At 59.8% G+C, this 13,220-nt stretch carries 9 protein-coding genes; 4 read left to right on the top strand and 5 right to left on the bottom strand.

Going from position 1 to position 13,220, the window contains the following annotated elements:
- Nucleotides 1-77: 77 nt before the first annotated feature.
- Entirely contained in the window at nt 78-851 is a 774-nt protein-coding gene (gene bioH, locus QLG07_RS21280; RefSeq protein ID WP_282470123.1) for a pimeloyl-ACP methyl ester esterase BioH, read from the bottom strand.
- 34 nt (nt 852-885) lie between these two features.
- Here bioH and gntX point away from each other — a divergent pair, with 34 nt between their 5' ends.
- The 3 genes from gntX to fabF all read left to right on the top strand — a co-directional run bounded on the left by gntX (nt 886) and on the right by fabF (nt 3,652).
- Nucleotides 886-1,569, top strand: a complete 684-nt coding sequence (gntX, locus tag QLG07_RS21275; protein ID WP_099753507.1) for a DNA utilization protein GntX — start codon at nt 886-888, stop codon at nt 1,567-1,569.
- A gap of 58 nt (nt 1,570-1,627) precedes the next feature.
- Nucleotides 1,628-2,203 (top strand): Fe-S biogenesis protein NfuA, encoded by a 576-nt coding sequence (gene nfuA / locus QLG07_RS21270; RefSeq protein WP_048917701.1) that lies wholly within the window; start codon nt 1,628-1,630, stop codon nt 2,201-2,203.
- Nucleotides 2,204-2,368: 165 nt separating this feature from the next.
- Complete coding sequence (gene fabF, locus QLG07_RS21265; RefSeq protein WP_282470122.1) at nt 2,369-3,652, top strand: beta-ketoacyl-ACP synthase II; 1,284 nt, start codon at nt 2,369-2,371, stop codon at nt 3,650-3,652.
- Between the two features lie 109 nt (nt 3,653-3,761).
- Here fabF and malQ read toward each other — a convergent pair whose 3' ends face one another.
- Nucleotides 3,762-5,831, bottom strand: a complete 2,070-nt coding sequence (malQ, locus tag QLG07_RS21260; RefSeq protein WP_282470121.1) for a 4-alpha-glucanotransferase — start codon at nt 5,829-5,831, stop codon at nt 3,762-3,764.
- A gap of 10 nt (nt 5,832-5,841) precedes the next feature.
- Nucleotides 5,842-8,244, bottom strand: coding sequence for a maltodextrin phosphorylase (gene malP, locus QLG07_RS21255; RefSeq protein WP_282470120.1), 2,403 nt, complete (start codon nt 8,242-8,244; stop codon nt 5,842-5,844).
- A 514-nt stretch (nt 8,245-8,758) separates the two neighbouring features.
- Here malP and malT point away from each other — a divergent pair.
- Complete coding sequence (gene malT / locus QLG07_RS21250; protein ID WP_282470119.1) at nt 8,759-11,476, top strand: HTH-type transcriptional regulator MalT; 2,718 nt, start codon at nt 8,759-8,761, stop codon at nt 11,474-11,476.
- 100 nt (nt 11,477-11,576) lie between these two features.
- Here the strand turns inward: malT and QLG07_RS21245 are convergent, their stop codons facing one another.
- Nucleotides 11,577-12,335, bottom strand: coding sequence for a DeoR/GlpR family transcriptional regulator (locus tag QLG07_RS21245; protein WP_048917706.1), 759 nt, complete (start codon nt 12,333-12,335; stop codon nt 11,577-11,579).
- Nucleotides 12,332-13,162 carry a rhomboid family intramembrane serine protease GlpG gene (gene glpG / locus QLG07_RS21240; protein WP_048917707.1) on the bottom strand — a complete coding sequence of 277 codons (831 nt, stop codon included), beginning with the start codon at nt 13,160-13,162 and terminating at the stop codon, nt 12,332-12,334. The genes QLG07_RS21245 and glpG overlap by 4 nt, the downstream gene beginning before the upstream one ends.
- Nucleotides 13,163-13,220: the final 58 nt, after the last annotated feature.

Here is a 13,220-nt window from a genome sequence, read left to right as displayed (position 1 = left end):
CGCTAAACAGTATTGTTGCTGTCGCCAAGTGCGGCAACTGACATAATTGTTGCAAGTAGTAACTATTGCAACGTTTATCAACGTATTGGCGACGCAAACTCCAGCACTTCACGACAAAAATCATCCGGATGGGAGATAAAGGGTGCATGGGCAGCTTTGGTGATAATGTGACTGCGGCTGTGCGGCCAGCGCTCATCCAGCAGCGCGGCAATCTTACGCGGCACCAGCCCATCGAGTGCGCCGTACAGCCTGAGCAGCGGCATTTGCAGCACGCTCATCGCTGCGCGCAGATCGGCGGTACGCAGGATCTCCAGCCCGCCGTTTAACACCTGCGGCGTCGGCATCGGCTGTTCCAGCACCACGCCTTTCAGCAGGCGTGCATCCTGGCGCGCGCTCTCGGTGCCCAGGGTTTGCAGCGCCAGAAAACGCTCCACGGTGCGCTGGAAATCTTCGCTGAGCTGATGCTGGAAGCCGCTCAGGGTTTCCGGCCTGATGCCCGGCCACTGCGGCTGTGCGCTGAAGCAGGGGGAGGAAGCCACGCTAATCAATCCGCTGACGCGCTCAGGGTGGCTCAGCGCCAGCTGGCTCGCCACCAGTCCACCCAGTGACCAGCCGAGCCACATAGCGCGTTCAGGTGCCTGCGGCAGAATCGTTGCGACCATCTCATCCAGCGTCATCGCCGGAAAATTCCGGCTGCGTCCATAGCCCGGCAGGTCAACGAGGTGCAGGCAAAAATGTGCGCTGAGCCGCTCGCTGATGCAATGCCACACGCCCGCATTCAGCCCCCATCCGTGCAGCAGCACAAGATGGCGATCTCCCTGTCCAATTGTCTCCCAGTGCAGTGCCGTCATGAGTTAGGGTCCTGTTTTTGCTTATGAGGTCGCTATGCTACCAATGCCGGCTGTCTGTTGGCTATGCCAGATGCCGCTCGCTGTGGCCGCCCACGGGATCTGCAGCATTTGTCTGCGGGGGTTACCGCTGCGCCGTCACTGCTGCCCGCGCTGCGGATTAGGCCACCATGGCGGCCTGCACGAGTGTGGCCGCTGCCTGCGCCGCCCGCCGCCCTGGGGAGCGCTGCTTGCGGTCACGCCCTGGCAACCGCCACTCAGCCAGCTGGTGAATCGCCTGAAGTTTTATCACGGCACCGCACAGGCGGTAATGCTGGCGCGGCTAATACTGCTAAGCTGGTTAATGCGGCGGCGGGACCACGGGCTGATGCGCCCCTCCCTGCTGCTGAGCGTGCCGCTGCATCATCACCGGGCATGGCGGCGTGGCTATAATCAGTTAGAGGATATCGCCCGCGCGCTGGCGCGCTGGACGCCGTGCCAATATCTGCCGCATGCGCTAACGCGGGTGCGCGCTGGAAAAGTGCAGCATCGCCTGGGGGCTCTCGCCCGGCGAAAAAACCTGCGCGGTGCGTTTCGGCTTGAAACGCAGGTGCGCGGTCACCATATCGCCTTACTGGACGATGTGGTCACCACCGGCAGTACCGTGGCTGAGATCAGCCGCATTTTACTGGCCCAGGGCGCGGCCAGCATACAGATATGGTGCCTGTGCCGAACCTTGTAGAGCGTCGGTGATGGGCGTATTATAACCAACGAAATTAGTCAACTATTGAGCAATCGCCATGATCCTAATTACCGACTCTGCACAAGAGCACTTCGCAAAATTGCTGTCAAAGCAGGAAGATGGCACCCAAATTCGCGTATTCGTGATTAATCCGGGTACGCCGACCGCAGAGTGCGGCGTCTCCTACTGCCCGCCCGATGCAGTCGAAGCGACGGATACCGAACTGAAGTTCGAGAAGCTATCCGCCTTCGTTGACGCGCTCAGCGCCCCTTATCTGGAAGACGCGGAAATCGACTTCGTCACCGATAACCTGGGTTCACAGCTGACGCTGAAAGCGCCAAACGCCAAAATGCGTAAAGTGAACGACGACGCGCCGTTGGTCGAGCGCGTTGAGTACCTGCTGCAGGCCCAGATTAACCCGCAGCTCGCCAGCCACGGCGGTAAAGTCTCGCTGATGGAAATCACCGATGAAGGCTTCGCCATCCTGCAGTTTGGCGGCGGCTGTAACGGCTGTTCCATGGTCGACGTGACCCTGAAAGAGGGCATCGAAAAAGAGATGTTGGCCGCCTTCCCTGAGCTGAAGGGCGTGCGTGACCTCACCGAGCACCAGCGCGGCGAGCACTCCTTCTACTGATTGACCTCGTTATCTAGCGGGATGGGCCTGCCCATCCCCTACACTCCATTCCCCTCATCCTGACCCTTTTTCCGTCTCAGCGCGCCTACCCCCGCTGCGATTGAGTGTGGATCTTTCAGCTTACACGTGTACACTGAAATCAGTTTCCCTAACCTACAGGTCATCATGTTGAATAATACTGGCAGAAGAGTTGTTATCACCGGCATGGGTCTGATTGGCCCATTGGGCAACGGCGTGGCAGGCAGCTGGCAGCGGCTGATCGCCGGGCAGTCCGGCATTCGTCATCTCGATGAAGAGGCGCACGGTGACACCGCCATTCGCGTGGGCGGGCAGGTTCAGTCTGTCGCTCAGGACCCCGAGTACGGCTTTGATATCGATGCGTTAATTCCCCCAAAGGAGCAGCGTAAAGCTGACCGCTTTATCCATCTGGCGCTGGCCGCCGCTGAAGAAGCGATAAGCCAGGCGGGGCTGCACACTCTGGCGGAAGCGGCAAAACTGCGCACCGCGACGATTATTGCCACCGGCATTGGTGGCTTTCACGCCATCAATAATGCGGTGAAAACCGTGGCGGAAAAAGGCAGTCGCAGGCTGTCACCGTTTACTATTCCCTCATTTATCGCCAACCTTGCCTCGTCGCATGTGGCGATCAAATACGGCTTTAAAGGCATCTTAGGCACGCCAGTTTCTGCCTGTGCGGCCAGCATTCAGAGCATCGGCGATGGTTTCCGCGCTATTCGCTATGATGAGGCGGATATCGCCGTGGTTGGCGGCAGTGAGTCCTGCATTAACCCGGTATCGCTCGGCGGCTTCCAGGCGGCACGCGCCCTCTCAACCGCCTTTAACCACCATCCAGAGCAGGCCTCGCGACCGTTCGATCAGCGCCGCGACGGTTTTGTGATGGGTGAAGGCGCCGGCATGCTGGTGCTGGAAGAGCTGAGCAGCGCACAGCAGCGCGGCGCCACTATTCTGGCGGAAGTGGTCGGCTACGGCACCACGTCGGATGCATACCACATCACTGCCGGGCCGGAAGATGGTGAAGGCGCAGCCAGGGCAATGAGCATTGCGCTGCAGCAGGCGGGGATGACGGGCAGCGATATCGATTATATCAATGCGCACTCGACCTCCACCCCGGTCGGCGACCTGGCGGAGATGAATGCGCTACGCCGCGTGCTCGGTGACGGGGCGAAAACCGCAATCTCCTCCACCAAATCCGCCACCGGTCACCTGCTGGGTGCGGCGGGTGCAGTGGGCGCCATCTTCTCACTGCTGGCAATGCGCGACGGTATTGCCCCGCCATCGCTGAATATTTCCCAGCTCGACAGCGGTGCTGAAGGGTTAAACGTGGTGCAGAATGAGGCGCGCCGGATGCCGATCGGCAGCGCGCTGGTGAACGGGTTTGGCTTCGGCGGGGTGAATGGCTCGGTGATATTTAAAGCCTTTACGCCTTAAACCAGGGCGGACCGAAACAGCGGTAGGGGACGACCTTCTGTTTCGGTCGTCCCGTGTTGAGGGTTTGCAACGGTCAGGATGAAGACCTTCTGTTCCGGTCGTCCCGTGTTCAGCTTTTACGCCGCTTATCCAAATCCTTAATCAAGCGGTTGACTCTCGGGTCGGCAAACATCGCCTCCTGACTCACGCTCAGCTTGCGCCGCCAGTTCGGGTATTGATCGGTGGTGCCCGGCACATTGACCGGTTTTTCCATATCCAGCCAGTCCTCCGGCTGTAACCCCAGTAAGGCGCTATTGCTGTCGGCGATAAAGCGCTGCATGCCGCGATTAAGCGTTGCCGTCATCGCCATTTTCGCCGCCTGGCTACCGCAGCTTTTCGGCACGCAGCCGTAGCGGTGCAGCGCGTTTAACAACGCCTGCTTCTGCCGCGTACGGTCAGCGTACAGCTTGCTCAGCACCACCTTATCCGGATAGAGGCCCAGGGTTTCGCCGAGAGTGAGATCCCCGGCGCTCCAGAAGCCGCGCAGCGTCGGCAGGTCGTGCGTGGTCGCACTCGCCATCGACTGACGTGGCCACGCCGCTGGAGAACGGTAGCGGTCCATCCCCTCCTGCTCGAAATAGAGCACCTTCCACGAATAAACCCCGTTATCGCGCAGCTTGCTGACAATTTCCACCGGCACCGTGCCGAGATCTTCGCCGATCACCATGCACTGATGGCGCTCGCTTTCCAGCGCGAGGATCGCCATCAGATCGTCAACCGGATAGTAGACGTAGGCGCCGAAGTTAGCGGTCTCGCCGTAGGGGATCCACCACAGGCGCAGCAGCGACATCACATGATCGATACGCAGCGCGCCGCAGCTTGCCATATTGGCGCGCAGCAGATCGATAAACGGCTGATAGCCGCGTGCCGTCATCACGTGCGGATCCATCGGCGGCAAGCCCCAGTTCTGACCCAGCGGACCGAGGATATCCGGCGGTGCACCGACCGAAGCCTTCAGGCGATAGAGCTCGCGATCGCTCCAGGTCTCCGCGCCCCCCTCCGCCACGCCGACCGCTAAATCGCGATACAGGCCAATCGGCATCTGCTGCTGCTGGCACTGCTGCCAGCACTCATCGAACTGGCGATTCGCCAGCCACTGCAGCCACAGCCAGAACTGCACCTCATCAGGGTTATCGCGGCTGAACTGCTGCACCGCCTCACTCTGGCCGTGCTGATAGTCGGCGGGCCACACCGGCCAGCCCCAGCGGCTGGCATCTTCCTTCAGCATCGCCGCGTGCAAAGCATCGTAGGTCGCCTGCGAAAACAGGCTCTCGCCGCCAACGGCAACAAACTGCGCGAAATGCTGGCGGGTGGCATCCTGCTCATCGCGCTGGCGGAAAGATTGCCAGGCGTGACGCAGCCCTTGCAGCTTCAGCTCGCCCACCGTGGCGTAATCCACCCACTCGGTGTCGCGCGCCTTTTTTAACGCCTGCTGGGTATTTTTCTGCTGCCACCAGCGCTGGGCGGCAGCGCTGTGCTGGAAATCAGGCACTGCCGCGACGTCGATATACATCACGTTAAGCCAGCGGCGTGATGACGGGCTGTAAGGGCTGGCGTTTTCCGGCATCGCCGGATAGAGCGCATGCACCGGGTTGAGGCCGATAAATGCCCCCCCGCGCTGCGCAATATCAGTCACCATGCGTTTCAGATCGCTGAAATCCCCCATCCCCCAGTTGTGCTGCGAGCGCAGGGTGTAGAGCTGCACGGTGGCGCCCCACAGTTTCTGCCCGCGCTTGAGTTCTGCCGGCTCATAACAGCGCCTGGGTGCGATAATAATCCGGCACGGCCACTGTTTTTTGCCCTGACGCAGCAGCAGCTGATGGTAGCCGTTGGGCAGATTCTGCGGCAGGCGAATCTGCTCGCCGCCGTTCACCTCGCCGTAAAACTCGCGTCCTTTTTCACTGGTAAAACACCACTGAAAGCGCCCTTTGCCGCCAATCTCCAGCCGCTGCTCGCGCTTTTTCAACAAAACTTTGCAGGGCGGCAGCGGCGCATCCTCACTTTTCAGCGGCTCACTCATCGCCGCCAGCAGCTTCTCACGCGTCTCCCGGCTGACCGCTTCCGGCTGGCCGAAGGCGTTAATATATTTGGCTGAAATACCGGCCGCCGCAGCGGCCTGCTCAAACTTCTTTGCATCCATAAGCCGCTCCTTAGCGCTTTGCCTGCCAGATACGCTGCTGGTAGTCGCGTACCGAACGGTCCGAGCTGAACATCCCGGTGCGGGCTGTGTTAAGAATGGCCGCACGCGTCCAGGCTTCCTGGTCACGATAGAGCGCTTCCACCTGCAGCTGCGCCGCGCAGTATTCAGCAAAATCGGCCAGCACCAGCCAGGGATCGCCCCCCTTGCCGAGGCTGTGCAGCATCATATCGAAGGCGTGCTTGTCGCCATCGCTAAAGAAGCCTTTCTCCAGCTCTTTCAGCAGGCTGTCGAGGTGCTTATCTTTTTTACGCAGCTTGATCGGGTCATAGCCGCCCGCTTTCAGCGCCTTCACCTCATCGACGGTGTTGCCAAAGATAAAGATATTCTCTTCACCCACCTGCTCGGCGATCTCGACGTTGGCGCCGTCCAGCGTTCCCACGGTCAGCGCACCGTTCAGCGCCAGCTTCATATTGCCGGTACCGGAGGCTTCATAACCGGCGGTCGAGATCTGCTCCGACAGGTCCGCTGCCGGGATCATCAGCTCCGCGGCGGTGATGCGGTAATCGGGGATAAACACCACTTTCAGCTTGTCGCCGATCAGCGGATCCTGGTTAATCTTCTCCGCCACTTTGTTGATGGCGTAGATAATATTTTTTGCCAGGTAGTAGCCCGGCGCAGCTTTGGCACCGAACAGGAACACGCGCGGCACCACGTCGAGCTGGGGATTGTCGCGCAGCCGCTTATACAGCGAGAGGATATGCATCAGCCCGAGGTGCTGGCGTTTGTACTCATGCAGGCGCTTGATCTGCACATCAAACAGCGCGTTGGGATTGACCACAATGCCGGTGCGCTGCTCGATGTAAGCCGCCAGCCGCAGCTTGTTATCGTGTTTAATCTGGCGATATTTTTTCCGAAATGCCTTATCGTCGGCAAACTTCTCCAGCCCCTGCAGGGCAGCAAGATCGTTGGCCCACTCTACCTTCAGCGTGTCGTCAATCAGCCCGGCCAGCGCCGGATTACACTGCTTCAGCCAGCGGCGCGGCGTGATGCCGTTGGTGACGTTGTGGAATTTTTCCGGCCACAGCTGGTGATATTCCGGGAACAGATCCTTCACCACCAGCTGCGAGTGCAGCGCCGCCACGCCGTTAACGGCAAAGCCGCTGACCACGCAGAGGTTGGCCATGCGCACCTGTTTCTGATGCACAATCGCCAGCTTCGCCCACACTTTCTCATCGCCCGGCCACTGCTTATCGACCAACTTTTTAAAGCGGCGGTCGATCTCTTTGATCAGCGTAAAGTGGCGCGGCAGCAGGCTGCGTAGCAGCTTCTCATCCCAACGCTCCAGCGCTTCCGGCATCAGCGTGTGGTTAGTGTAAGCGAAGGTGCGGCTGGTGATGGCCCAGGCGTCATCCCAGCTCAGCTGATGCTCATCCAGCAGCACGCGCAGCATTTCCGGAATGGCGATGGTGGGGTGAGTATCATTCAGCTGGATAACTTCAAAGTCGGGCAGCTGATGGATGCTGCGCCCGGCCAGGTGGTGACGGCGCAGAATATCCGCCACTGAGCAGGCGCACTGGAAATACTGCTGCATCAGGCGCAGGCGCTTGCCTTCCTGATGGTTGTCGTTGGGATACAGCACTTTAGTCAGCTTCGCCGCATCAATGCCCTGCTGCTCCGCCTTCAGGAATTTCCCCTCGTTAAACAGCGTCAGGTCGAAAGGATGAGCATGCACCGCCTGCCACAGGCGCAGCGGCTGCACCACGCCGTTGCGATAGCCGGTAACCGGCAGATCCCAGGCTTCACCGCGCAGGGTGAAGTCCGGCTCCCAGCGCAAGCCGCCATTGCCGGTTTTCACCACTTTACCGCCGATACCGACGTTCACATCCAGCGCCGCGTTATGGCGGAACCACGGATAGCTGGCACGATACCAGTCATCGGGGGCTTCAATCTGCTTGCCGTCATTGAACGACTGGCGGAACAGACCGTACTGATAGTTAAGACCGTAGCCGGTTGCCGACTGGCCGACGGTCGCCATCGAGTCGAGATAGCAGGCGGCAAGGCGCCCCAGACCGCCATTGCCCAGCGCCGGATCCACTTCCTCTTCCAGCAGTTCGCTCAGGTCGCGCTGATGCTCTGCCAGTGCCGCCTTCACTTCGTCATACCAGCCGAGGTTCAGCAGGTTATTACCGGTCAGGCGGCCAATCAGAAACTCCATGGAGATGTAGTTCACATGGCGCTGTGTCCTGCCGCTTTTCACCACCGGCTGCGCGGCCAGCAGTTCCGCCAGCGCCCCGCTTATCGCCTGCCACCACTGGTGGGAGGTCATCTCACTGGCAGAGGAGTACCCTAAATGCTGCCATTGACGCGTCAAGGCAGCGTCGAAACGTGCCTTATTGAATTTCTGTTGCGACATACCGTCCCTCTTAAATTAGTTACTTATGCGCACATGCTAACGTTGCGGAATGACAGAACATCCTCCTCCGGCATTTTTTATCAGGGAGGAGTGACAGGGCGTAGCTGAAAATTTAGCCCCAGAATAGAGTTAAGACGGCAAACCGAAAAAAAGCTCACCGCATCATGCGATGAGCCAAAAATAAATCAAAAAAAGCAACTAGAGGGACTCAACCTGCCGGGCGGGCAGCCCGGAAAAGCGCACGGTCAGGGGGTGCAGGTGTGACTGCACGCCCGGATAGCAAGATGGGGGAGGAAGCGTGCTGCTGATGTAATTATGGGTGATTCAATTGATCGCGCCAGCGTCGCGCGCAGTAAAAATTACGTCAGGAAATGTGATGAGGTGCAACTTACCGAGCATCCGCGATCGCTCTGTCTTGCAATAACCGGGTTGATGGTCAATGGTGTCTTAATTACGCGCTGTAAAATAATTCCCATTATTTCACGATGTATCATCACACAATGAAGTGTAACTCATGTTGATACCAGCAAAACTAAGCAGACCCCTAAGGTTAGAGAACACGCTGCTGCGCGATCGCCTGATCGCCCGGCTGTCCAACAGCAACCTTTATCGGCTGGTACTGGTGACCAGCCCGGCTGGCTATGGCAAAACCACACTCATCGCCCAGTGGGCGGCAGAAAAGAGTGGCCTGGGCTGGTACTCCCTCGACGACAGCGACAACTATCCTGAGCGCTTCGCCAGCTATTTTATGGCCGCGGTACAGCAGGCAACGGACGGCCACTGCGTGCGCAGCGAAGCGCTGGCGCAAAAACGTCAGTACGCCAGCCTCAACGGGCTGTTCGCTCAGCTGTTTATTGAGCTGTCCGAATGGCAGCGCCCGCTGTCGATCGTGATTGACGACTACCATCTGCTGACCAATGACGCCATTCACCAGGCGATGCGCTTCTTTATCCGTCATCAGCCCGAGAACCTGACGCTGGTGATCCTGTCGCGCAACCTGCCCTCGCTGGGTATTGCCAACCTGCGCGTGCGCGATCAGCTGCTGGAGATCAACAGCCAGTCGCTGGCGTTTACGCATCAGGAAACCGGCGCCTTTTTTGCCGCTCGCCTGCAGCAGCCCATTGCTGAAGTTGATTCGCAGCGCCTGTGCGATGAAGTGGCTGGCTGGGCGACCGCCCTGCAGCTGATTGCGCTGTCGGCACGCCAGTCAAACACCCCGGCGCATCAGTCGGCACAGCGGCTGGCCGGGATTAACGCCAGCCACCTTTCCGACTATCTGGTCGACGAGGTGCTGGACTGCGTTGACGAAGGCACGCGTAATTTCCTGCTGCGTAGCTCGGTGCTGCGCTCAATGAACGATGCGCTGATCGCCCGCCTGACCGGCGAAGAGAACGGCCAGCGGCGGCTGGAAGAGACGGAGCGCCAGGGGCTATTTTTACAGCGCATGGATGAGAGCGGCGAGTGGTTTAACTTCCACCCGCTGTTTGCCTCCTTCCTGCGTCAGCGCTGCCAGTGGGAGTTGGGCAGCGAACTGCACACCATTCACCGCGCCGCCGCCGAGGGCTGGATGGCGCTGGGCTATGCCGGCGAAGCGATTCACCACGCGCTGGCGGCGGAAGATACCGCCCTGCTGCGCGATATCCTGCTGCGTCACGCCTGGACGCTGTTCAACCACAGCGAACTGACGCTGCTGGAAAAAGGGCTGAAGGCGCTGCCGTGGCGTCAGCTGGTCGACCATCCGCGCCTGATCCTGCTGCAGGCATGGCTGGCGCAAAGCCAGCATCGCTACGATGAAGTTGACCTGCTTTTGGCGCGCGCCGAACAGGAGATGGCGCAGGAAAAGGTGACGGTTGATGCGCTGCTCAGCGCCGAGTTCAATGCCCTGCGCGCCCAGGTGGCGATCAACGCCGGGCGCCCGGATGAGGCCGACCGCCTCGCCACGCTGGCGCTCGATACGCTGCCGCTCTCCTGCGACTTCAGCCGCATAGTGGCGACCTCGGTGCGCGGCGAAGTGCTGCACTGCCGCGGCGAGCTGGCGCAGGCGCTGGCGATGATGCAGCAGACCGCGCAGATGGCCCGACAGCAGGGCGTCTGCCATTATGCTTTGTGGGCACTGCTGCAGCAGAGCGAAATCCTTATTGCTCAGGGCTATCTGCAAACCGCCTGGGATACCCAGGAGCAGGCTTTCCGGCTGATCGCCGAGGAAGGTCTGGAGCAGCTGCCGATGCACGAGTTTTTGCTGCGCATCCGCGCCCAGCTGCTGCTGTCGTGGGCCAATCTTGACGAGGCGGAGAAATCCGCGCGCGCCGGGCTGAAGGTGCTGGAAAACTTCCACCCGCAGCAGCAGCTGCAGTGCCTTTCGGTGCTGGCGAAATGCGCGCTGGCACGTGGCGATCTCGATAATGCCCGCCGCTACCTGACGCGCTGTGAAAATCTGCTCAGCAACGGCCACTATCACAGCGACTGGGTAACCAACGCCGATGAAGCGCGGGTGATTTACTGGCAGATGAACGAGGACCGCAGCGCCGCCGCCAACTGGCTGCGGCTGACGCAGAAACCGGCGGACGCCGATAACCATTTCCTGCAGGGGCAGTGGCGCAATATCGCCCGCGCCCAGATTATGCTGGGGCAGCTTGACGAGGCGGAAGTGGTGCTGGACGAGCTGAATGACAATGCGCGCCGCCTTCAGCTTACCAGCGACCTCAACCGCAACCTGCTGCTGGCCAATGCGCTTTACTGGCAGGCCGGGCGCAAAGGCGAGGCTCAGCAGGCGCTGATTGAGGCGCTGACGCTGGCGAACCGCACCGGCTTTATCAGCCATTTTGTGGTGGAGGGCGAAGCGATGGCGCAGCAGCTGCGTCAGCTTATCCAGCTACACACGCTGCCGGAGATGGAACAGCGCCGGGCGCAGCGCATCCTGCGCGACATCAATCAGCATCATCGCCACAAATTTGCCCATTTTGACGAAACCTTTGTCACCCGCCTGCTGACGCATCCGCAGGTGCCGGAGCTGATCCGTACCAGCCCGCTGACGCTGCGCGAGTGGCAGGTGCTGGGGCTGATTTATTCCGGCTACAGCAACGATCAGATCGCTGGCGAGCTGGATGTGGCGGCCACCACGATCAAAACGCATATTCGTAATCTGTATCAGAAGCTCGGCGTGGTTCACCGTCAGGAAGCGGTACAGCAGGCGCAGCAGCTGCTGCATTTGATGGGGATGGGTGTGAATTGACGGGTCGACCACGTTTGTAGGGGTCGACCGCTTTTCTGGTCGACCCGTCGGGCTGACCGAAACACAGGGTCAGCCCCTACGCGTAACGCATCATAACGGGTTAACACAGCTCCAGATGCACTTCGTGCTGTTCGATGGTTTTCATCACGCTTGGCGGCGGAGCTTCATCGGTAAACAGATAGTCGATCAGACTCATATTCCCGAGGTTAACCATGGCATTGCGGCCAAACTTTGAATGGTCGGCGACCAGCATCACGCAGCGCGAGTTTTCAATAATGGCGCGCTTGGTGCGCACTTCATGATAGTCGAAGTCGAGCAGCGAGCCGTCAAGGTCGATGCCGCTGATGCCAAGAATGCCGTAGTCGAGGCGGAACTGAGAAATATAGTCGAGCGTTGCTTCCCCCATAATTCCCCCGTCGCGGGTGCGCACTTCTCCACCCGCGAGGATCAGCCGGAAATCCGGCTTCGCCATCAGCAGTACCGCCACGTTGAGATTATTGGTCACAATGCGCAGATTGTTGTGGTTCATCAGCGCGTGCGCCACGGCTTCCGGCGTGGTGCCGATATCGATAAACAGCGAGGCACCGTCCGGGATCTGGCTGGCAACGCGCTGGGCGATGCGCGCTTTTTCCGCTGACCACATCATCTTACGATCCTGCCACGCGCTGTTTTCCGAGCTGGAAGGCAGCGCCGCACCGCCGTGATGGCGCTGGATCTTATTCTGCTCCGCCAGGTCGTTCAGGTCGCGGCGAATAGTCTGCGGGCTGACTTCAAAATGCTCCACCAGCTCTTCGGTACTGACATAGCCCTGACGACGCACCAGTTCGATGATGGCGTCATGTCGTTGTGTCTGCTTCACTCGCGTCCCCTCTTCTTTAACTGTCGCGTATCGACAAATGCCATTGCCAGCCCGACCAGCAGGCCGGTCACGTGTGCGGCATTGGCAATCGACAGGCCAAACCAGCCGAAATATCCCACCAGCAGCCAAAGGACGGCGAACGCCATCAGGCCGCGCTGCAGTTCAATCCCACTTTCCGGGTCACGTTCCCCGCGCAGCCAGCTGTAGCCCATCAGTGCATACACCACGCCGGAAAGGCCGCCAAATAGCACGCCGCTGAACTTCGCCTGCATCCAGCCGCTCAGCAGCGCCGAAATCAGGGCGATCACCAACAGCTTACCGCTGCCGAGGCGTTTTTCCACCGCGCCACCGAGATACCAGAACCACATCAGGTTAAACAGGATATGCAGCATCGAGAAGTGCAGCAGCGCGTGGCTGAACCAGCGCCACAGCTCCAGATGCTGATCGACATCCGGCCACGACAGCACCCGCATCACCGCCTCGTCGCCAAAAATCTGCATCAGGATAAACACCAGAATCGAGGCGCCCATGATCAGCAGGGTTAACGGCCCGGCGCGGTCGCGCACGTTGGCCATCAGGGAGGTATGCTGATACTGAATGCCGCTGTCGGTGGTGCCGCTCTGCCAGCTCGCCGCCTGGTAGCGCACATGGTTAGGGTCGCGGATAAACAGGTTAAGTTCGTTTTCGACCACATTCAGCTGCGATTCGTCATCCAGCCACAGCGTATAGCCGCTGTCGTGCTCAATGCGCAGCGTAACGCCGCGCGTGGCCATATAGTCAACGAACGCCTGGGCCGGGCGCAGATGCGTAAAGTGAGTAATGCGCATAGTTAGGACGGCTTCCTTTAATCCTGAGCAAACAAAGGCGGCAGTATAGCTTTTTCAC

Origin of the sequence: Erwinia sp. V90_4, from assembly GCF_029967685.1 — a bacterium.
GTDB classification, from domain to species: domain Bacteria; phylum Pseudomonadota; class Gammaproteobacteria; order Enterobacterales; family Enterobacteriaceae; genus Erwinia; species Erwinia aphidicola.
The sequence above is the reverse complement of the archived record's forward strand: the minus strand, read 5'-3'. Positions and strand labels throughout refer to the sequence as shown.